Origin of the sequence: Streptomyces sp. NPDC002698 (assembly GCF_042888945.1) — a bacterium.
GTDB lineage: Bacteria > Actinomycetota > Actinomycetes > Streptomycetales > Streptomycetaceae > Streptomyces.
This window is the reverse complement of the sequence record NZ_JBIAQM010000005.1, coordinates 247,672-267,971: the sequence shown is the minus strand read 5'-3', so window position 1 is coordinate 267,971 and position 20,300 is coordinate 247,672. Positions and strand designations below refer to the sequence as shown.

The 20,300-nt window shown below is 71.5% G+C and carries 20 protein-coding genes and 1 riboswitch; of the genes, 9 read left to right on the top strand and 11 right to left on the bottom strand.

Going from position 1 to position 20,300, the window contains the following annotated elements; genetic code table 11:
• The first annotated feature begins 102 nt into the window (after positions 1-102).
• Positions 103-1,071, top strand: a complete 969-nt coding sequence (locus tag ACFYW9_RS10260; protein WP_389147276.1) for a carbohydrate-binding protein — start codon at positions 103-105, stop codon at positions 1,069-1,071.
• A gap of 45 nt (positions 1,072-1,116) precedes the next feature.
• Here the strand turns inward: ACFYW9_RS10260 and ACFYW9_RS10255 are convergent, their stop codons facing one another.
• From ACFYW9_RS10255 to ACFYW9_RS10245, 3 genes are all read right to left on the bottom strand, one after another.
• Entirely contained in the window at positions 1,117-2,046 is a 930-nt protein-coding gene (locus ACFYW9_RS10255) for a 1-phosphofructokinase family hexose kinase (protein WP_389147273.1), read from the bottom strand.
• Positions 2,047-2,190: 144 nt separating this feature from the next.
• The gene (gene nagA, locus ACFYW9_RS10250; RefSeq protein WP_389147270.1) at positions 2,191-3,375 is read right to left on the bottom strand and encodes an N-acetylglucosamine-6-phosphate deacetylase; all 1,185 of its coding nucleotides are present in this window, start codon (positions 3,373-3,375) and stop codon (positions 2,191-2,193) included.
• 7 nt (positions 3,376-3,382) lie between these two features.
• On the bottom strand, positions 3,383-4,378 hold the full coding sequence (locus ACFYW9_RS10245; RefSeq protein WP_389147267.1) for an ROK family protein: 996 nt from the start codon (positions 4,376-4,378) through the stop codon (positions 3,383-3,385).
• A 154-nt stretch (positions 4,379-4,532) separates the two neighbouring features.
• Between ACFYW9_RS10245 and ACFYW9_RS10240 the strand changes: the two genes are divergently transcribed.
• Both ACFYW9_RS10240 and otsB read left to right on the top strand, forming a co-directional pair.
• Positions 4,533-4,760 carry a DUF3263 domain-containing protein gene (locus tag ACFYW9_RS10240; protein WP_326787043.1) on the top strand — a complete coding sequence of 76 codons (228 nt, stop codon included), beginning with the start codon at positions 4,533-4,535 and terminating at the stop codon, positions 4,758-4,760.
• 131 nt (positions 4,761-4,891) lie between these two features.
• Complete coding sequence (gene otsB / locus ACFYW9_RS10235; protein ID WP_389147263.1) at positions 4,892-5,746, top strand: trehalose-phosphatase; 855 nt, start codon at positions 4,892-4,894, stop codon at positions 5,744-5,746.
• A gap of 190 nt (positions 5,747-5,936) precedes the next feature.
• On the opposite strand, the gene ACFYW9_RS10230 is transcribed toward otsB, so the two are convergent.
• Entirely contained in the window at positions 5,937-7,394 is a 1,458-nt protein-coding gene (locus ACFYW9_RS10230) for a trehalose-6-phosphate synthase (RefSeq protein ID WP_389147260.1), read from the bottom strand.
• A 78-nt stretch (positions 7,395-7,472) separates the two neighbouring features.
• Positions 7,473-8,417, bottom strand: coding sequence for a glucosyl-3-phosphoglycerate synthase (locus ACFYW9_RS10225; RefSeq protein ID WP_351860109.1), 945 nt, complete (start codon positions 8,415-8,417; stop codon positions 7,473-7,475).
• Positions 8,418-8,622: 205 nt separating this feature from the next.
• Positions 8,623-8,779: riboswitch (SAM riboswitch) on the top strand.
• Positions 8,780-8,794: 15 nt separating this feature from the next.
• Here ACFYW9_RS10225 and thrC point away from each other — a divergent pair.
• From thrC to ACFYW9_RS10200, 5 genes are all read left to right on the top strand, one after another.
• Positions 8,795-10,093 (top strand): threonine synthase, encoded by a 1,299-nt coding sequence (gene thrC, locus ACFYW9_RS10220; RefSeq protein ID WP_389147256.1) that lies wholly within the window; start codon positions 8,795-8,797, stop codon positions 10,091-10,093.
• On the top strand, positions 10,090-10,365 hold the full coding sequence (locus tag ACFYW9_RS10215) for a MoaD/ThiS family protein (RefSeq protein ID WP_326787048.1): 276 nt from the start codon (positions 10,090-10,092) through the stop codon (positions 10,363-10,365). Before thrC ends, ACFYW9_RS10215 begins: the two co-directional genes overlap by 4 nt.
• Positions 10,366-10,806: 441 nt before the next feature.
• Positions 10,807-11,010: a cold-shock protein gene (locus ACFYW9_RS10210; protein ID WP_005315736.1), complete on the top strand. Its 204-nt coding sequence runs from the start codon at positions 10,807-10,809 to the stop codon at positions 11,008-11,010.
• Between the two features lie 405 nt (positions 11,011-11,415).
• The gene (gene groL, locus ACFYW9_RS10205) at positions 11,416-13,038 is read left to right on the top strand and encodes a chaperonin GroEL (protein WP_328554839.1); all 1,623 of its coding nucleotides are present in this window, start codon (positions 11,416-11,418) and stop codon (positions 13,036-13,038) included.
• A gap of 286 nt (positions 13,039-13,324) precedes the next feature.
• Positions 13,325-14,446: an NADH:flavin oxidoreductase gene (locus ACFYW9_RS10200; protein ID WP_389147250.1), complete on the top strand. Its 1,122-nt coding sequence runs from the start codon at positions 13,325-13,327 to the stop codon at positions 14,444-14,446.
• An 85-nt stretch (positions 14,447-14,531) separates the two neighbouring features.
• Here ACFYW9_RS10200 and ACFYW9_RS10195 read toward each other — a convergent pair whose 3' ends face one another.
• Positions 14,532-14,744, bottom strand: a complete 213-nt coding sequence (locus ACFYW9_RS10195; RefSeq protein WP_389147247.1) for a DUF397 domain-containing protein — start codon at positions 14,742-14,744, stop codon at positions 14,532-14,534.
• Entirely contained in the window at positions 14,728-15,567 is an 840-nt protein-coding gene (locus ACFYW9_RS10190; protein WP_389147244.1) for a helix-turn-helix domain-containing protein, read from the bottom strand. The genes ACFYW9_RS10195 and ACFYW9_RS10190 overlap by 17 nt, the downstream gene beginning before the upstream one ends.
• Before the next feature lie 122 nt (positions 15,568-15,689).
• On the opposite strand from ACFYW9_RS10190, the gene ACFYW9_RS10185 reads away from it, so the two are divergent.
• Positions 15,690-15,896 (top strand): hypothetical protein, encoded by a 207-nt coding sequence (locus ACFYW9_RS10185; protein ID WP_351860388.1) that lies wholly within the window; start codon positions 15,690-15,692, stop codon positions 15,894-15,896.
• An 82-nt stretch (positions 15,897-15,978) separates the two neighbouring features.
• Here the strand turns inward: ACFYW9_RS10185 and ACFYW9_RS10180 are convergent, their stop codons facing one another.
• The 4 genes from ACFYW9_RS10180 to ACFYW9_RS10165 all read right to left on the bottom strand — a co-directional run bounded on the left by ACFYW9_RS10180 (position 15,979) and on the right by ACFYW9_RS10165 (position 20,259).
• Complete coding sequence (locus ACFYW9_RS10180) at positions 15,979-16,566, bottom strand: hypothetical protein (protein ID WP_351860100.1); 588 nt, start codon at positions 16,564-16,566, stop codon at positions 15,979-15,981.
• Between the two features lie 34 nt (positions 16,567-16,600).
• Positions 16,601-18,163, bottom strand: coding sequence for a PTS transporter subunit EIIC (locus ACFYW9_RS10175; protein WP_389147240.1), 1,563 nt, complete (start codon positions 18,161-18,163; stop codon positions 16,601-16,603).
• A 16-nt stretch (positions 18,164-18,179) separates the two neighbouring features.
• Positions 18,180-19,115 carry an N-acetylmuramic acid 6-phosphate etherase gene (gene murQ / locus ACFYW9_RS10170; protein ID WP_389147237.1) on the bottom strand — a complete coding sequence of 312 codons (936 nt, stop codon included), beginning with the start codon at positions 19,113-19,115 and terminating at the stop codon, positions 18,180-18,182.
• Between the two features lie 223 nt (positions 19,116-19,338).
• The gene (locus ACFYW9_RS10165) at positions 19,339-20,259 is read right to left on the bottom strand and encodes a MurR/RpiR family transcriptional regulator (RefSeq protein ID WP_328451186.1); all 921 of its coding nucleotides are present in this window, start codon (positions 20,257-20,259) and stop codon (positions 19,339-19,341) included.
• Positions 20,260-20,300: the final 41 nt, after the last annotated feature.

Below are 20,300 nucleotides of genomic sequence, written 5' to 3'. Positions count from 1 at the left end.
ATCGATGCGGTGAAGGCCCCCCGTTCGGCCCAGGGAAACCGGGTAGGCTCGCCATTCATTCGTGTACCGCATCAGAACCGCACCCGCTGAGGAGACCAAGGGATGACGCCCGGCAACAACGGCGCGAGCACGCCCGAGGAGGACGACCCGTTCGGCTATCTCTACGCCGACGGTCAGGCCAACGGAGCCACGCCGCCCTCTGGAGGCGGCGGCTACGGCTACCCGGGCTCGGTCAACCGGGTGCGGGCGGTCGGCGAGCGCAAGTACGGCCAGCAGACCGCCCAGGGCACCTACGGCCAGCAGGCCCCCACCGCCCCGTACGGCCAGGTGCCGCAGCAGGGCGGCTACGGCCAGCCGAACGCCCACTACGGGGCCCCCGAGACCGTTCCCGGCGGTGCGCAGACGGCGCGGACGCCGATGCCCGGTCACGGTGACGGCGGCCGCGGCCGCGGCCCGAACACCAAGGGCCTCCTCATCGGAGCGGTCGCCGTGGTGGCCGCCGTGGTGATCGGCATCGCCGTCGCCATGACGGGCGGCGGTGACGACGACAAGGACGGCGACCAGGCGGGCACGACCCCGACGGCCTCCCAGAGCGCCGCGCCGACCCAGGAGGAGACGAAGGGGTCCGACAAGCCCGCGAAGCTCCCCAAGGCCGACGCGAAGGCGCTGAACCTGGGCACCGGCGTGACGACGGCCTCCGACGTCCAGGGCGCCCAGTCCGACGGCGGGATCTACGTGGCCGGTCTGAACGCCCCGGGCGCCTCGGTGACCTGGACGTTCAACGGCATCCCCGAGGACGGTATCTACACCGTGTTCGCGCGCTACAGCGTCCCCGGCCAGGACGCGTCGATGACGCTCACCGTCAACGGCAAGCCCTTCGGCTCCAAGCTGAGCATGAAGAACTTCGCGCACGCCGCCGAGGGCGACTTCGCCAAGGGCTGGACGACGACCTACGCGTGGCCCAACCTCAACAAGGGCACCAACACGATCACCCTCTCCTGCGGGGACGGCGACAGCTGCAACGTGCTGCTCGACCAGCTCTCGGTGAAGAAGGGGAAGGTCGAGCGCTAGCCTCCCCCCCCCCGGAGACCGGAGGGGCCGGAGGGGCCGAGGGGGCTAGGCCGCGGCGGACTCCGCGGTCACGGTCACCCGGCCCAGCAGGCTCTCGTACAGGGCCCGGTCGAACTCGCCCGCCACGGGTGCCGCCACCGTCGCCGTCGACAGCGCGACCGCTCGGGCGAGACGGGCCGGCCAGTCGAGTTTCTCCACCAGGCCCGACAGCAGGCCCGCGACGGCCGAGTCGCCCGCGCCGGTCGGATTGCCGTGCGCCCGCACGGGCGGGGTGGCCCGCCAGTGTCCCTCGGGGGTGTGGGCGAGCAGCCCGTCCGTGCCGAGGGAGGCGACCACCGCGTGCGCGCCGCGCCGCCGGGCGTTGCGGGTGGCCTGCAGCGGCTCGTGGGAGCCGGTGAGTTCGGCCAGTTCCTCGGCGTTCGGCTTGACGATGTCGGGGCGGGCGGCGACTCCCCGGCGCAGGGGCTCGCCGCTGGTGTCCAGGAGCACCGGGACGGCCGAGGCGCGTGCGGTGCGGACCAGCTGGGCGTAGGCGCCGACCGGGACGCCCGGGGGCAGGCTGCCGCACAGGGCCACCGCGGAGGCGGAGCGCAGCAGATGCTCGTACGTCTCCTGGAAGGCCGACCACTCGGCGGGTGTTATCGCCGGTCCCGGTTCGTTGAGCTGGGTCGTGTCACCGGTCGTCGTGTCGACCACGGCTATCGTGCGCCGCGTCGAGCCCCGCACCGGGACGAGCGCGTCCACCACCCCGGCCGACTCGGCCAGTTGGTCCCGTACGGTGCGGCCGGTCGCGCCGCCGGTGAAACCGGTGACCGTCACCTCGTGCCCGAGCGCGGTGAGCACCCGTCCCACGTTCAGGCCCTTGCCGCCCGGACGTTCGGTCACCTCGCTCACCCGGTGCGAGCTGTGCGGGCGCAACGCCCGCACGCGATAGGTGATGTCGAGAGCGGTGTTCAGTGTGACCGTGAGGATCACCTGGGCCGACCTCCCCCGAAGAGTTCTGTGACATGGGCGCCGGTCGGACGCCCGCCGGTGGTTCCGGAGGCTCGATCATGCCAAACACAACGGCGGTCGGCCCAGTCCCCCCGGGCCAACCGCCGCAAGCAACAAAGGGGTGAATCACCCCAGTCGGGGATCGACCACCCATTCTCCGCCGCGCATCACGCCCTTGAGCGCGAAGTCGGCGTCGAGAACCACGAGGTCCGCGTCCTTGCCCGGCTCCAGGGAGCCCACCCGGTCGTACGCGCCGAGCAGACGGGCGGGGTTGGCGGAGATGGCCGCCACGACGTCCTCGACCGGCAGCCTGTCGACCGTGACGGCGCGCTGGAAGGCGCGGTCGAGGGTGAGCGTGGAGCCCGCGATGGAACCGCCCTCCACCAGGCGGGCGACGCCGTCCGCGACCTCGACCTCCAGCGGGCCGAGCATGTAGCGGCCGTCACCGAAGCCCGCCGCGTCCATCGCGTCGGTGATGAACGCGACCCGGCCGGAGCCCGCGTGACGGAACGCCAGCTCCAGCGAGGCGGGGTGCAGATGCGTGCCGTCGTTGATCAGCTCGACGGTGATCCGCTCGTCCTCCAGGAGGGCGGCGATGGGGCCCGGCGCGCGGTGACCGAGCGCCGGCATCGCGTTGAACAGGTGCGTCGCCACGGTCGCGCCCGCGTCGATGGCCGCCTTCGTCTGCTCGTACGTCGCGTCGGTGTGCCCGATCGCGGCGATCACCCCGTGTTCGGCGAGCAGCCGTACGGAGTCGAGTCCGCCCGGCAGTTCGGGGGCGAGCGTGACCATGCTGGCCCGGCCGCGCGCCGCGTCGAGGAGCTTGCGGACGTCGGCCGGGTCCGGGTCGCGCAGCAGTTCCTCGGAGTGCGCGCCCTTGCGGCACGGCGAGATGAACGGGCCCTCGAAGTGGATGCCCGCGAGGTCGCCCTGTTCGGCCAGTTCGGAGAGCATCCCGGCGCGTTCGGCGAGGCCGTGCATGTCACCGGTGACGGTCGAGGCGACGACGGTCGTGGTGCCGTGCAGCCGGTGGGTGTGGATGCCCCGCAGGACGTCCTCGACCGTTCCCGAGGTGAAGGACGCGCCGCCGCCGCCGTGGTTGTGGATGTCGACGAAGCCGGGGACCACCCAGTGGCCGGACAGGTCGGTCACGGGCGTGTCCGCGGGGGCTTCCCCGAGGACTCCGGCGGGTCGCGTCTCGGGGGCACCCGCGCCGGCGATCCGCGCACCGTCGATGATCACGCGGCCGTCGTGCACGATCCCGGTGGGCAGTACCACCCGGGCGCCGGCGAGAACCTTGCTAGGAGCCATCGGGTGGTTACCTCCGGGGAGTCGTGGGAGTGGTGTTCAGGAGGTCCCGGGCGAGGAGCCCGGCACCGAGGCATCCGGCGGTGTCCCCGAGGGCCGCGGGGACGATGGACGGCAGCTTCTGGAACGTGACGCGTCGCTCGACCGCGGCCCGCAGGGGTGTGAACAAGGTTTCCCCCGCCTCGGCGAGGCCGCCACCGATGATCAGCGTGCGCGGGTCCAGGAGGGTGAGCGCGGTGACCAGGCCGTCGGCGAGCGCGTCGACGGCCTCCTGCCAGACGGCCAGCGCCCTCGGGTCGCCCGATTCGACGGCCTTGGCGCAGTCCGCCGCGTCCGCCCCGGGGTCGCCGGACGCCTCGGCCCAGGCCTGGCTGACGGCCGCCGCGGAGGCGAACCGTTCCAGGCAGCCGTGCTGCCCGCACGGGCACGGGGCTCCGCCGGGCCGTACGACGATGTGGCCGATCTCGCCCGCGAAGCCGTGCGCGCCCTCCTCGACGACGCCGTTGATGCCGATGGCGCCCGCGATGCCGGTGCCCAGCGGGACGAACAGGAAGCGGTCGGCTCCCCGCCCGGCGCCGATCCGGCCCTCCGCGAGCCCGCCGGTGCGCACGTCGTGCCCGAGCGCGACGGGCACGCCGCCGAGCCGTTCGCCGAGCAGCCGGCGCAGCGGGACGTCGCGCCAGCCGAGGTTGGCGGCGTAGACCGCGATGCCCTCGGCGGCGTCGACGATGCCGGGGACGGCGACGCCCGCGGCCAGGGCGCTCTCGCCGAAGTGCTCCTCGCCGTGGGCGCGCAGTTCGGCGGCGAAGTCGAGGATCTCCTCGACGACGGCGTCGGGTCCGCGTTCGCGGCCGGTCGCCCGGCGGGCCTGGTGCAGCAGCGCGGGGTGCCCGGGGGCCCCCGGGCGCGGCGCGTCGGGGCGGTCCGGGGAGGGCTCGGTGTCCACCCCGACGAGGGCGGCCTTCATCCCGGTGCCGCCCACATCGAGGGCGATGACGTGTCTCACGGGGGACAGTGTCGCCCTTTACCCCTTGAAAGGTCTAGTCCACTCACGGGATAGGGGACGTCGTATTCCGCGTTCCGGGACCGGCACCCCGGGCGCGGCGGTACCGCGGCCCCGGCCCCGGCGCTTGTCGGTGCCGGGGACTACCGTGCTGTCCATGGAAGAGCTGCCCGCGCGCGAACGGAGCATTCTCGCCCTGGAACGCCGCGGCTTCCCCGGTCCCGGCGCCAAGGAGCGCGCCATACGCGAGCGACTGGGCCTGGCCCCGGTCCGCTACTACCAGCTCTTGAACGCGCTGCTGAACGACCCGCGCGCCCTCGCGCACGACCCCGTCACGGTCAACAGACTGCGCCGGGTCCGGGAGGCCCGCCGGGACGAGCGGTGAGACGGGGGCATCCGGTCCGGCCGGGGTAGCCGGGGCGCAAGGCCTGATCCAGTACGAGTCCGGGCGGCAGGACCCACTCCCGCTCATCCATAGGAACGGTGCGGCCGCCCCCGCCCGGATAGGGTCGCCCCATGGGCAGCCACCCCGAATCCAAGGACTCCTTGCCGGCCCCGGTGACCCCCGCCGGACGCGACGCTCTGGAAGCGATCCTCACGCGCCCCACCCGCACCGTCGTCGCACTCGACTTCGACGGAACCCTCGCCCCCATCGTCCCCGACCCCGACCGGGCCCGCGCGCACCCCGACGCGGTCCCCGCACTCGCCGCACTCGCCCCCAAGGTCGCCTCCGTCGCCGTGGTCACCGGCCGCCCCGCCGGTGTGGCCGTGCGCCACGGCGGCTTCGCGGGCGTGGCCGGACTGGAGCACCTGGTCGTCCTCGGCCACTACGGCGCCGAGCGCTGGGACGCGGTGAGCGGCACCGTCACCGCCCCCGCCCCGCATCCCGGCGTGGCCGCCGTCCGCGCCGAACTGCCGGGGTTCCTCGACGGCATCGGCGCCTGGCAGGGCACCTGGATCGAGGAGAAGGGCCGTGCCGTCGCGGTGCACACGCGGCGTGCCGCCGATCCTCAGGCCGCCTTCGAGGCGCTCCGGGAGCCGCTGGGCGAACTGGCCGCCCGGCACGGGCTGATCGTCGAGCCGGGGCGCATGGTCCTGGAGCTGCGTCCGCCCGGGATGGACAAGGGCGTCGCTCTCATGGAGTACGTCCGGGAGATCGGGGCCGAGGCCGTGCTGTACGCGGGGGACGACCTGGGCGACCTGCCCGCCTTCGCCGCCGTCGACAAGCTCCGCTCCGACGGGATCCCCGGCCTTCTGGTGTGCAGCGGCAGCTCCGAGGTCGCCGAACTCGCCGACCGAGCCGACCTGGTGGTCGACGGGCCCGCCGGAGTCGTCGGCCTCCTCGCGGCCCTCGCGGCCGCACTCGCCTGATCCGGCCGGCTCGTCCCCTGCGGGGCGGGTCGGCCGCAAGCGTGTTTCGCCCCCTCCGCCCCTGCCCTTCCCGTACCCGGGGCTCCGCCCCGGACCCCGCTCCTCAAACGCCGGAGGGGCTGAGATTTCCCCGGCCGGGGCTGAAAATTGCAGCCGCAGCCGGGATCCGGCCGGGGGCTGAATTTTCTGCTCAGGCCTCCAGCTCGCGCAGTTGGTCCAGGAACCACTGGGCCGGGGGGAGGGCGGTGGCCGCGGCGGTGAGGCGCTTGGTGCGTTCGGCCCGTTCGCCCGGCTGCATGCCGAGCGCCTCGTGCAGCGCCCGCGCCGTCCCGGTGATGTCGTACGGGTTCACGGAGATCGCGTCCTCGCCCAGTTCCTCGTAAGCCCCGGCCTCCCGGGACAGGACCAGCGCGCAGCCCTCGTCGGAGACGACCGGGATCTCCTTGGCGACGAGGTTCATGCCGTCCCTGATGGGGTTGACGAGGGCGACGTCGGCCAGCCGGTAGGCGGCGAGCGAGCGCGCGAAGTCGTCCTTCACGTGCAGCACCACCGGGGTCCAACCGGGCGTCCCGTACTGGGAGTTGATCTCGTCGGCGACGCGCTGCACCTCGGCCGTGTAGTCCCGGTAGACCGCGAGGTCCTGCCGCGAGGGGTAGGCGAACGCCACGTGGACGACCCGCTCGCGCCACTCGGGGTGGTCGTCGAGCAGCTGCCGGTACGCCAGCAGTCCCCGCACGATGTTCTTGGACAGCTCGGTCCGGTCGACGCGCACGATCGTCCTGCGGCCGGAGCCGATCTCCTCGCGCAGCGCGGCCATCCGCTCCTCGACGTCCGCCCGGTGCGAGCGCTCGCGCAGGAACTCGGCGTCCGCGCCGAGGCCGTGCACCCCGATGCGGGTCTCGCGCCCGCCCGCCCCGGGGTCGTCCAGGTGCCTGACCGCCCGGGGCGTTCCCGAGGACCAGGACCCGGCCCAGTGCCAGGGGTCGGTCGTTTCCGCACAGCGCAGGAACGCCGTCGCCCACCGCCAGGTCAGGAAGGCCACCCGGTCGGCGCCGAGCATGCCCTCCATCAGCTCGTCGCGGATGTCGTCGGGGAGCATCCGGAAGTAGTCCTCGGGTGCCCACGGGGTGTGGGAGAAGTGGCCGATGCGCAGGTCGGGGCGCAGTTCGCGGAGCATTCCGGGCACCAGGCACAGGTGGTAGTCCTGGACCAGCACGGCCGCGCCCTCGGCCGCCTCCTCGGCCAGCGCCTCGGCGAAGGCCCGGTTGTAGGTCCGGTACGACTCCCACTGGCGCCGGAACTCCGCGTCGAAGACCGGCTCCAGCGGGGTCTGGTAGAGCAGGTGGTGGACGAACCACAGCACGGAGTTGGCGATGCCGTTGTACGCGTCGGCGTGCACCTCGGCGTCGATGGCCAGCATCCGTACGCCGTCCTCGTGGACCCCCCGCCGGACGGCCTCCCGGTCGCCGTCGCCGAGCGCGGAGCAGACCCAGAGGGCGCCCGCGTCCGGCCCGATCGCCGAGAGTCCCGAGACGAGGCCGCCGCCGCCGCGTCTGGCGTGCAGCGAGTCGTCCTCCCGTACCTCGTAGGTGACCGGGCCGCGGTTGGAGGCGACCAGAATCCTGTGGGCACCGTGCGTTGAAGCCATGCCTCGAAACCTAGCCCCGTCTCGAAACGCTCAAACGCGCCCTTCGGCCGTATGCGATCGGCGGCCGTCGGCGCCGGACTACGCGGCTCTGCGCGTCTGGTACTCGGAGATTTCGCTCATCGGCGGCCTTTCCTCCGTGTCCACGGAGTAGGTGCGCGGCCGGAAACCGTCGCGGTCGCGCTCGAACTGGGTGAGGGCGGGGCGGATCAGGTGACCGCGGGCCAGCCGGAGCTGGGCGGTGCGGTAGATCGCGGCGGCCATGCGGCCGAGCGCCTGGCCGTCCTGGTGGCGGTGCTTGCGCACCCCGACGTCGACCTGGGCGAGGGCGTCCAGGCCGACCAGGTGCAGGGCGTCGACCAGCATGCCGAGTTCGATGCCGTAGCCGACGGGGAAGGGGAGCTGTTCGAGCAGCGAGCGGCGGGCCGCGTACTCGCCGCCGAGCGGCTGGACGAAGCCCGCGAGCTGCGGCCAGTGCATGTTCAGCAGGGGGCGGGCCATCAGCTCGGTGACCCGGCCGCCCTGTCCCGAGGCGCCGCCCAGCGGGCGGTCGTACATGGCCTTGACCAGGTCGACGCCGGGATCGGTGAGCAGCGGGCCCACGATCCCGGAGACGAAGTCGGACGAGAACTCCTTGAGGTCCGCGTCGATGAAACAGACGATGTCCCCGCTCGTGACGAGGAGCGACCGCCACAGCACCTCGCCCTTGCCGGGCACGGCCGGGATCCGCGGGAGGATGTCGTCGCGGTGCACGACCCTCGCGCCCGCGGCGGCGGCGACCGCGGAGGTGCGGTCCGTCGAGCCGGAGTCGACGACGACGATCTCGTCGACGAGGGGCACCTGCTGCATCAGGTCGTGGCGGATGATCGCGACGATCTCGCCGACCGTCTCCTCCTCGTTGAGCGCGGGCAGCACGACACTGACCGTCGATCCCGTGATGCGCTTCGCGGCCATGATCTTGTGGAGCGGGCGGTCGGTCACGGACCAGGAGCGTGTGCTCAGCCAGCTTTCGACGTCTTTCAGCACGGTCTGCGGCTCCTCACTGTCTGATCACACGCTCTCATCGGCGTGCCCGCTGCGGCCAGCGGCAGATCGATTGCCGTCGTCTCGCGGTTCGGACGACTATCTCAACTGTCCTGGCCTTCGGTTACAGTCTTGAACAACGCGGATGACCATCGCATGTCCTGGATCGTCGGTACGTATCGCGTTCAACGGTTCAACAATCAAATACCGCTCATCCAGAGGGGCAGAGGGATACGGCCCGATGAAGCCCCGGCAACCCTCCAGCCGGTCTCGTACCGATCGATGCCGATCGTGTCGCGAGGCTCCCGGCTCGGGAAGGTGCCAAATCCGTCTCACGGCGAAGTGCGTCGTGAGGAAGATGAGGAAAGGGCCTCGCCTCCATGGCTGCGCAGACAGTTGCAAGTACCACGAACTCCGCCGAAGCGGTGGACCTCGGCCCGGCCGCGGCGCTCTCCTGCCGCGAATGCGGGCACCGCGTCCCGCTCGGCCCGGTCTTCGCCTGCGAGGAGTGTTTCGGCCCGCTGGAGATCGCCTACGACTTCTCGGCCTACGAGACCGAAGAACTCCGCAAGCGCATCGAAGCGGGACCCGCGAACATCTGGCGCTACGCGCCGCTGCTGCCCGTCCCCGCGGACGTGGCGGACAAGCCCAACATCAACCCCGGCTGGACCAAGCTCGTGCAGGCCGACAACCTGGCCCGTGAGCTCGGTGTCGACGCCGGAAAGCTCTTCGTCAAGGACGACTCGGGCAACCCGACGCACTCCTTCAAGGACCGCGTCGTCGCCCAGGCCATCGAAGCGGCCCGCGTCTTCGGCTTCACCACCCTCTCCTGCTCCTCCACGGGCAACCTCGCCGGCGCCGTGGGCGCCGCGGCGGCCCGCGCCGGCTTCCGTTCCTGCGTGTTCATCCCGCACGACCTGGAGCAGGGCAAGGTCGTCATGGCCGCGGTCTACGGCGGCGAGCTCGTCGGCATCCAGGGCAACTACGACGACGTGAACCGCTTCTGCTCCGAGCTGATCGGCGACCCGGCCGGCGAGGGCTGGGGCTTCGTCAACGTCAACCTGCGGCCCTACTACGCCGAGGGCTCCAAGACCCTGGCGTACGAGATCTGCGAGCAGCTCGGCTGGAGGCTCCCCGACCAGCTCGTGGTGCCGATCGCCTCCGGCTCCCAGCTCACGAAGATCGACAAGGGACTCCAAGAGCTGATCAAGCTCGGGCTCGTCGAGGACAGGCCCTACAAGATCTTCGGCGCCCAGGCCGAGGGCTGCTCCCCGGTCTCCGTCGCCTACAAGGCCGGCCACGACGTCGTACGGCCGCAGAAGCCGGACACCATCGCCAAGTCGCTCGCCATCGGCAACCCGGCGGACGGGCCGTACGTGCTGGACATCGCGCGGCGCACCGGCGGCGCGGTGGAGGACGTGAACGACGAGCAGATCGTCGACGCGATCAAGCTGCTCGCGCGCACCGAGGGCATCTTCGCGGAGACGGCAGGCGGCGTGACCGTCGGCGTCACCCGCAAGCTGATCGAGAACGGTCTCCTCGACCCGACCCTCACCACGGTCGTGCTGAACACCGGCGACGGCCTCAAGACCCTGGACGCGGTGGCCTCGGACACCGGGCTGACCGCGACCATCCGCCCGAACCTCGACTCCTTCCGAGAGGCTGGCCTCGCATCATGAGCGTCAACGTCCGCATCCCCACCATCCTGCGCACCTACACCGGTGGCGCCGCCGAGGTGACGGCCGAGGGCACGACCCTCGCCGAGGTCATCAGTGACCTGGAGAAGAACCACACGGGCATCGCCGCGCGCGTCCTGGACGACCAGGGCAAGCTGCGCCGCTTCGTCAACGTGTACGTCAACGACGACGACGTCCGCTTCGAGCAGGGCCTGGAGACGGCGACTCCGGACGGTGTCGGCGTTTCGATCATTCCGGCCGTCGCCGGAGGCTGATCGTTACCCTCGGTAATGCCGAACACAGCGCGTTCACAGAATTGCCCCCTCCGTGAGACAAACGGAGGGGGCAATTCTATTGGGTTGAACGCGCTAGAGTTGGGGAAGTCGCTTCGCTTTGGATGTTGGTTTCATGCCGGACGCATATGAGTGGGCGTTCGCGGGCCGACAAGAAGTAGCCAAACTCGCTCGCCTTTTTGGGCATTTTATGGCATTTGCGGGGCCCGACTTGCCCCGAATCCTTGCACATTCTCCGCATATCATTGATCGGCCATGCCCAGAATTCTCGTCCGATTGACCTGTTGCAGAGGGCAGTTGGACAGATACATTCAGCCGCGGTCGACGCGTTCCGGCGCACACCCCCAACCGTTGGGGGGTGAGGTCTGACCCGGATCCGCGAAGTGTGGATCTGTGCAAGGGCCAGTAATAGGGGAGTTAGGCATGGCTCAGGGCACCGTCAAGTGGTTCAACGCGGAGAAGGGGTACGGCTTCATCGCGGTCGACGGTGGTGCGGACGTCTTCGTGCACTACAGCGCGATTCAGATGGACGGCTACCGCACCCTTGAAGAGGGTCAGCGAGTGGAGTTCGAAATCTCGCAGGGCCAGAAGGGTCCGCAGGCGGACATGGTCAAACTCGCCGTCTGATCGGGCGCGAACGACCACCGACGCAACTCACGTACGAGGGGCCCGCATCCCATCGGGGATGCGGGCCCCTCGTGCGTCCCCGGCCGCCTTCGGCCGCCCTCCGCTCGTCCTGCGCGCGCCCGCGCGCCCGCGAGCGCCCTCGCGTGGGGGCCGCGCGGGGGCCGCCCTCCGGGGCGCGTGCGGAGGTCGTCCATCGGCCCCGTTTTCGTGAGAGGCGCTTGCACTCGCAGTGGTCGAGTGCTAATCATTGGCGTTAGCACTCTCCCAGTGAGAGTGACAGAACTTGGATCGGGTCAGCGAGGCCCGCGGGCCTGTGGGGCAAGGAACCACAAGGCTCGCAGGCCGTCCGTCGCGGGCGCGGGCACGATCCGGAGCAATCCACCCCGTCCGGGAGGACCACTTCACATGGCCAAGATCATCGCGTTCAACGAGGAGGCACGGCGCGGTCTCGAGCGCGGGATGAACCAGCTCGCTGACGCCGTCAAGGTCACCCTCGGCCCCAAGGGCCGTAACGTCGTCCTCGAGAAGAAGTGGGGCGCCCCCACGATCACCAACGATGGTGTTTCCATCGCCAAGGAGATCGAGCTCGAGGACCCGTACGAGAAGATCGGCGCCGAGCTGGTCAAGGAAGTCGCCAAGAAGACGGACGACGTCGCCGGCGACGGTACGACCACGGCGACCGTGCTGGCCCAGGCGCTCGTGCGCGAGGGTCTGCGCAACGTCGCCGCCGGCGCCAACCCGATGGCCCTCAAGCGCGGTATCGAGAAGGCCGTCGAGGCCGTCTCCGGTGCCCTGCTGGAGCAGGCGAAGGATGTCGAGACCAAGGAGCAGATCGCTTCGACGGCCTCCATCTCCGCCGCCGACACCCAGATCGGCGAGCTCATCGCCGAGGCGATGGACAAGGTCGGCAAGGAAGGCGTCATCACCGTCGAGGAGTCCCAGACCTTCGGTCTGGAGCTGGAGCTCACCGAGGGTATGCGCTTCGACAAGGGCTACATCTCGGCGTACTTCGCCACCGACATGGAGCGTATGGAGGCCGTCCTCGACGACCCGTACATCCTGATCGCGAACTCCAAGATCGCGAACGTGAAGGACCTGCTCCCGCTCCTGGAGAAGGTCATGCAGGGCGGCAAGCCCCTGCTGATCATCGCCGAGGACGTCGAGGGCGAGGCCCTGTCGACCCTGGTCGTCAACAAGATCCGTGGCACCTTCAAGTCCGTCGCCGTCAAGGCTCCGGGCTTCGGTGACCGCCGCAAGGCCATGCTCGGCGACATCGCCATCCTCACGGGCGGCGAGGTCATCTCCGAGGAGGTCGGCCTCAAGCTGGAGAACGCGGGTCTGGACCTGCTGGGCCGCGCCCGCAAGGTCGTCATCACCAAGGACGAGACCACGATCGTCGACGGGTCCGGCTCCGCCGACCAGGTCGCCGGCCGTGTGAACCAGATCCGTGCCGAGATCGAGAACTCGGACTCGGACTACGACCGCGAGAAGCTCCAGGAGCGTCTGGCGAAGCTGGCCGGCGGCGTGGCCGTCATCAAGGCCGGTGCCGCCACCGAGGTCGAGCTCAAGGAGCGCAAGCACCGCATCGAGGACGCCGTTCGCAACGCGAAGGCGGCCGTCGAGGAGGGCATCGTCGCCGGTGGTGGCGTGGCCCTGCTCCAGGCTTCCTCGGTCTTCGAGAAGCTCGAGCTCACGGGTGACGAGGCGACCGGCGCCAACGCCGTGCGTCTGGCCCTGGAGGCCCCGCTCAAGCAGATCGCCGTCAACGGTGGTCTCGAGGGTGGCGTCATCGTCGAGAAGGTGCGCAACCTGCCCGTCGGCCACGGCCTGAACGCCGCGACCGGTGAGTACGTCGACATGATCGCCGAAGGCATCATCGACCCGGCGAAGGTGACGCGCTCTGCCCTGCAGAACGCCGCCTCCATCGCCGCGCTGTTCCTGACCACCGAGGCCGTCATCGCCGACAAGCCGGAGAAGGCCTCCGCGGCCGCTCCGGGCGGCATGCCGGGCGGTGACATGGACTTCTGATCGACCCCGGTCGATCAACCGTCCTGACGTTCCGAGGGCGGCACCCTCCCGCAAGGGGGGTGCCGCCCTCGGGCGTTTCCCGGCCCGCCCCGGACGGCTTCCGGGGCCGGCCCCCGCCCCCGACGTGGCCCGGATCACAGGGGTGGGCGCGGGTGCGGCGGAATGCCCCGCCCGGTGTGGAGGTTGACGCTGACGAGCAGTTGATGCATGTGCACATACCGCACGGAATCTCCTGCTTCGCAGACCGCTCGACGTCATACCGACCACCTCTTCGAGGAGCCCCCACGTGACCACTGACGCCGCGACCCGCGCAGCCGAGATCCTGTCCCGTCCCGTCTCGATCAACGGCCTGACCGTCCCGAACCGGATCGCCATGGCCCCGATGACCCGGATGTTCTCGCCGGGCGGTGTACCGGGGGAGGACGTCGTCGGCTACTACTCCCGCCGCGCCGCCGCGGGCGTCGGCCTGATCGTCACCGAGGGCACCTACGTCGGCCACGACTCGGCCGGACAGAGCGACGCGGTGCCGCGCTTCCACGGCGAGGACCAGCTCGCCGGATGGGCGAAGGTCGCCGACGCCGTGCACGCGGCGGGCGGCACGATCGTCCCGCAGCTCTGGCACATCGGCATGGTCCGCAAGGCGGGCGAGCCGCCCATCGCGGACGCCCCGCCCGTCGGCCCCTCCGGCCTCTACAAGGAGGGCGCCGAGGTCACCGGCAAGAGCATGACCCAGCAGGACCTCGACGACGTCATCGAGGCGTTCGCCAAGGCCGCCGCGGACGCCGAGCGCATCGGCTTCGACGGTGTCGAACTGCACGGAGCCCACGGCTACCTGCTCGACCAGTTCCACTGGGCGGGCACCAACCGGCGCGAGGACGCGTACGGCGGCGACCCGGTGGCCCGCACCAAGTTCTCGGCGGAGATCGTCGCCGCGGTGCGCGCCGCGATCTCGCCCGAGTTCCCCGTCATCTTCCGCTACTCGCAGTGGAAGCAGCAGGCCTACGACGCCCGGCTCGCCGAGACCCCGGAGGAGCTGGAGGCGATCCTCGCCCCGCTCGCCGCGGCCGGCGTCGACTCCTTCCACGCCTCCACCCGCCGCTACTGGGTGCCCGAGTTCGACGGTTCCGACCTCAACCTCGCCGGCTGGACGAAGAAGCTGACGGGCAAGCCCACCATCACCGTCGGCTCGGTCGGCCTGGACGGCGACTTCATCAAGGCCTTCGTGGGCGAGGGCTCCCCGGTCAAGGGCATCGACGACCTTCTCGACCGCATGGAGCGCGACGAGTTCGACCTCGTCGCCGTCGGCCGCGCGCTGCTCCAGGACCCCGAGTGGGCGGCGAAGGTCCTGGCCGGCCGCTTCGAGGACCTGGCCCCGTACGACGCGGCGGCGCTGGGCTCGCTGAGCTGACAGCTTCCCGGTAACGGGGGGAACGGGGGAGGGACGGCGCCCGCTGTACGCGGGCGCCGTCCCTTTTTTGCGCGCCTCGTGCCGGTCAGCCGGTGGTACCGACGTGGCCCACGAAGGCGCCCCACGCGGCGGCACCGAAGGCGATCAGGGGACCGGGGTTCTTGGAGTCCCGAACGGGGATGCGGGTGGGGTGGCCTTCGGTGAGGGCAACTTCCAGGCAGTCGCCGCCGCTTGCTCCGCTGTAGCTGGACTTGCGCCAAGTGGCCTTGCGCAGGGCGTACTTAGGGCTGTCGCTCATGCGCGTAATCCTCTGCCACCGAGCGGACCAGAGCCAGTGATTCGTGCGGTGAGAGTGCGTTGGCCGCGAGGAGATGGAAGGTCAGGTCATGGTGGGCGACGGTGGCTGGGTCGTCCTCCAGCCGGCCTGTCCCCAAGCCTTGCAGGTAGGCGAGAGGCGCTGCATCGTCGAAGGTCATCAGCTTGAGGGAGCCTTCCATGGCCATGTGGGCTCCCGCTGCGAAGGGCAGCACTTGCACGATGACCCGGTGCTCTTCCGCCAGGGTGGCAATGTGACGTAGGGCTTCGGCCATGACTGGCCGTTCTCCTACCCTTCGGCGCAGCACGGCCTCGTCAAGGATCGCCCACAACAGCGGCTTTGTTGGATCGTCGAGCAGGCGCCCACGCTCCAGTCGGGCCGCGACCAACTCGTCGATGACCTGCGCTGTTGCCGTCGGGCGTCCCCGGCGGAACATTGCCTGGGCATACCCTCGTGTCTGCAGGAGGCCGGGGACGAGTGCCGGCGCATACTCCCTGATCCCCGTCGCAACCGCCTCCGCCTCAGCCGCCTCCACGAAGTGGTCCGGGTACTTCGACCTCGCCAGCGCCCTGCAATTGCGCTCGAAGAAGCCCTTGGTCCCGAGGATCTCGTCTATCTGGACGGCGTACTCGAGCTGGAGGCGGCGTGTGCCCGACTCCAGTTGGCCGATGAAGGAACCGCTGACGAAGAGGGGTTCGCCCAGTTCGGACTGGCTGAGGCCGGCGTTCTCGCGGGCGTGCCGCAGCTCCGCGCCGATCATGGCGCGTGGGGAGGAGGAGGGGTCGAGGTCCTTGGGGTTGGGCATGGCGACTTCCCGTCCAACAGGTGGGGTTGTTGGAGCGCCGACTCTGGCCAGGTTACGAGCATGCCGGTCACGCTGGGTGGTGAATGGGAACACTCAGTGTGGAGGGATCGGTGGGTATGGAGATGGCGTCCGGCGAGGAGTACGCGATCGACGTGCGGGACGGGCGGCTCGGGCAGGTGATGGGGCGCGAGGGCGGCCTCGTACAACTGCGGCCGCCCGGCGGGGGGATCGAGTGGGACTGTCCGCCCGAGGCCCTCGGCGAGGCGCCACCGGGGGAGGTGCTGCGGGCCCGGGTGCGACGGATCAACGCGGAGGGGCGGCTGCCCTGACCCGGGAGCCGGGGAGAGGGGGCCCGCCTCCGGGCCCCCGGCCTGCCTGAGCCCTGGCCTGCCTGAAGGTTCTCCGGCCTGCCTAGAGGTTGCCCATCGGCTCGATGTCGACCTTGACCGGGGTGCCCCAGATGCGGAGCACCTCGTAGTCCGTGAACTCGTGGACGAGGCGGTAGGCCATGCCGGGGCGGGGGGCCCGGCGCTCGGCGGCGAGGTAGCGCTCGGCCTCCTGGCGGTCGCGGCGGGGAGTGCCGCACAGGAGCCACGTCTGGCCGTTCCAGACCTCCGGGAGCCAGCGCTGCTGGGGCTGGGGGCGGTCGCCGCGCACTCCGTAGCGGGACATCGTGCGGTCGGGCAGCTCGTCCGGGGCGAGTGGCCGGCCCTGCGTGTACGCGTCGTTGACCTCGGTGCGGCGGGCGGTGCGGCGGCGGGTCTCGCAGAGCAGACAGCGGTCCGGGGCGCTCTCGTCCACCGGGCCGTTCGGGTGCTCGGAGCAGCGGGTGGTCGGCTTGGCCGTCGCCACCGTCTCGTCGAGCAGGCTCAGGGCCCGCTTCAGGTCCGCCTTGACCTCGTGCAGCTTGGCGTCGGGGGTGTCGGTGCTCAGGGCGTCGCCGTGCTCTCCGAGCACCCGCAGGGCGCGGCCCAGTTCGGCCAGCTGTGCGTGGTTCATGCTCCCAGCGTCGCATGCGCCGCCGACAGCTCGGCTACACGGCGGCCTGTTCCGACCGGTGGGCCGGTGACGCGCCGCCGGTGTCACGGTCGAGTCCGCCGTCGGGACCGTTCCGGAGGGTGCCGCCGAGGCCGAAGAAGTAGGTGGCCGCGAACCCGACGGCGTACCCGGTCAGCAGGCCGCCCGCGTAGATCGCCGCGGTGACGGCGAGGCCCCGGTTGCCGGACAGCAGCGGGAACAGGGCCACGCCGGAGGGTCCGATGGCGGTCGAGCCGACACGGTCGCCCAGCATCGAGAAGAAGCCGATGAACGCGCCGCCCGCCGCTCCGCCCGCGCAGGCCGTGACGAAGGGACGGCCGAGGGGCAGGGAGACGCCGTAGATCAGGGGCTCGCCGACGCCGAGGAGCCCGGCCGGGAGTGCCGATCTGATCGTCGTACGGAGCGAGGTGTCGTGGCGCAGCCGGACGTAGACCGCGAGGGCGGCGCCCACCTGGCCCGCGCCCGCCATGGCGAGCACGGGCAGCAGGACGGTGTAGCCCTGCTGTTCGATGAGCGTGGTGTGGATGGGGATGAGGGCCTGGTGCAGGCCCAGCATGACCAGGGGGAGGAACAGGGCGCCGAGGACGAGCCCGGCGAGGGCGCCGGTGGTGGAGAGCAGCCAGGCGGCGGCGGTGCCGATGGCGGCGGAGAGCTCACCGGCCGCGTACATCAGCGCGTACAGGGTGACCAGGCCGGTCAGCAGCACGGTGAGGGTGGGGGTGACCAGGACGTCCAGGGTCGGCGGCACCCAGCGGCGGCACCACTTCTCCACGTACGTCCCGAGCAGGGCGGCGGCCAGGGCGCCGAGGACACCGCCCTGGCCGGGGGCGAGCGTCACCCCGAGGACGGTCACCTTGGCGACCCCCGCGTACACGACGACCGAGGCCACCGCGCCGCCCAGGACCGGGGTGCCGCCGAACACCTTGGCCGTGTTGAATCCCACGAATACGGCGATCAGCGCCATGAACCCGGCGGCGATGGCGGTCAGGGCGGGGGTCAGGCCCCTCAGCACCCCGAGGTTGATCAGCAGGCCGTTGAGGCCGGCGATGACCCCGCAGCCGATCAGGGCGGGGATCAGGGGCACGAAGACGTCCGCGACGCGCCGCAGGAACAGCTTGAGGGGGGTGGCGTTGCGGCGGGACCGGGAGGCCTTCAGCTCGGCGCCGCGCAGGGCGAGCCGGTCCGCTGTGGTCGCCGCTTCGGCACCGGGTCCGGCACCCGGTCCGGCACCGGATTCGGCACCCGGCGCGGTGGCCGGAGCGGTGGCCGGTTCCGCGCCGTGCGGGGCGAGGGGTGCCGGGGCGCTCGCCAGCAGCGCCTCGAAGGCGGGCGTCACCCGGGCGACCGTGCCGGGGCCCAGCACGATCTGGTACGAGCCGTCGTCCGCGACCAGGCCGAGGACGGCGGGCAGGGCCCGCAGGCCCGCCTCGTCCACCAGGCCGCCGTCCCGCAGACCCAGCCGGAGCCGGGTCATGCAGTGGGCGACGGTGAGGACGTTCGCGGGTCCGCCCACGAGGGGGAGGATGGCCGCCGCTGTGATGGAGTCCGGTGTGCTCACTCCCCGAGCGTGCTGGTCAGCCGGCCGAAGCCGCCAGCGCGGCGCGCAGATGGCCCTCCGCGTCCTCCAGAAGGCGGGCGGCGGTGGGCCCGTCGACGCCGCCGAGGATCGTCAGGATGGCGCTCTTCACCTCGCCGTCGGTGGCGGCGAGCGCGCGCTCGATCTCCTCGTCGGAGGCCCCGGTGGCGAGGGCGACGATGCGGCGGGAGCGGGCCCGCAGCTTCTCGTTCGAGGCCCGTACGTCGACCATCAGGTTCCCGTACGTCTTGCCGAGCCGGATCATCGTGATCGTCGAGAGCATGTTGAGGACGAGCTTCTGCGCGGTGCCGGACTTCAGCCGGGTGGAGCCCGTGAGCAGTTCGGGGCCGACCACGACCTCGATGCCGTGGTCCGCGGCGGAGGCGAGCGCGCTGTGCGCGTTGCAGGACAGGCCGACCGTGAGCGCGCCCTGTTTGCGGGCGTGCTCGACCGCGCCGACGGCGTACGGGGTACGGCCCGAGGCGGAGACGCCGACCACGGTGTCGTCGGCCGTCAGGGCGAGCGCGTCCAGGTCGGCCGCCGCGAGTTCCCGGGAGTCCTCGGCGCCCTCGATCGAGGTGACCATGGCGGTCGGGCCGCCCGCGATCACGCCGACGACCCGGGAGGGATCGGTGTTGAAGGTCGGCGGGCACTCCGAGGCGTCCAGGACGCCGAGGCGGCCCGCGGTGCCGGCGCCCGCGTAGACGAGGCGGCCGCCGCGGGCCATGCGCTCCGCGATGCCGTCGATCGCGGCGGCGATGAGCGGGAGCTGCGCGGCGACGGCCGCGGGCACCGTCGTGTCCTCGCCGTTCATGAGCCGCGCGATCTCCAGCGTGGACAGGCGGTCGATGTCCGACAGTTCGGGGCGGAACGCCTCGGTGGTCAGCGTCTCCAACTCTGCTCGAAGATCACCGTGGTTGGGCATGGAGGTCATGACAGGGTCGGCTCTTTCCGGTGAGGTGTCGTATCCGCGGCCCCGGGAGCGGGGCGCGGGCCGGGACGACGCGCGGCACCGCCGCGCGAGCGCCGACAGCCGCCCGCGGGACCGCGCTCTCCCCGCTGGTTCAAGTTTCCCGGTGTGTCCCGGGGCGCCGGCTCCAGGTCCGCCGGCCGGCGTCGCGGCCCTGGAGCCCGGGTCCGCCGGTCGTGCGGCGCGGCTAGCGGCCGCCGCGCGGGGAGTGGCGGTGCGCCAGGGCCTCGTACGAGGCGGACAGCGCGGGCGCCGCCGTCTCGTAGGTGCGCTGGGCGACCCCCACGAACAGACAGTCCACCACCAGGAGCTGGCTGGTGCGCGACGACATGGCCGCCGGGCGCAGCTCGCTCTCACGGGCGGTCGAGGTGGTGAGGACGTGGTCGGCGTACTGCGCGACCGGTCCGTTCGGGCGGCCGGTGATCGCCACCGTCGTCGCCCCGTGCTCGAAGGCGACCCGCAGCGGTTCGATGACGTCGCCGGTCGAGCCGGAGTGCGTGATGGCTATCGCCACGTCCTTGGCGCGCAGCTGCACCGCGCCCGTCACCGCGAGGTGCGGGTCGCTGTGCGCGTGGGCCATGAGCCCGATCCGCAGGAGTTTCTGCAGGAGGTCCTGGGCGACGAGCCCGGACGCGCCGACACCGTAGATGTCGACGCGGCGGGCGGTGGCGATGGCGGCGACGGCGGCGCCGAGCTGGACCGTGTCGAGTGCGGCGGCGGTGTCGGCGAGGGTCTGCTGCTCGTCGTAGGCGAGCTTGGCGACGACGTCGGCGATGGGGTCGTCGACCGCTATGTCGGCGGTGACGGCGGGGGCCCGGCCCGACTGCTGCTGCGCGGCGAGCCCGGCGAGCGCGAGGCGCAGGTCGCGGTATCCGGGGTAGCCGAGGAGGCGGGCCGTGCGGACGACCGTGGCCTCGCTGGTGCCGGTGAGCTCGGCGAGTCCGGTGACCGTGAGGGCCGCGCACCCGGCCGGGTCACCGGCGACGGCCTCGGCGACCCGCTGCATGGAGCGTGTCATCGAGGGGGCGAGGGTCCGCACCTTGGCCGCGAGGGCCGCGGGGGCGGGCGGTGCCTCACCCGCGAAAATTTCCTTCACGTCATGGGTCACACCATGAAAGATATTTTCCTTTGGGGCATACGGTCAAGGGT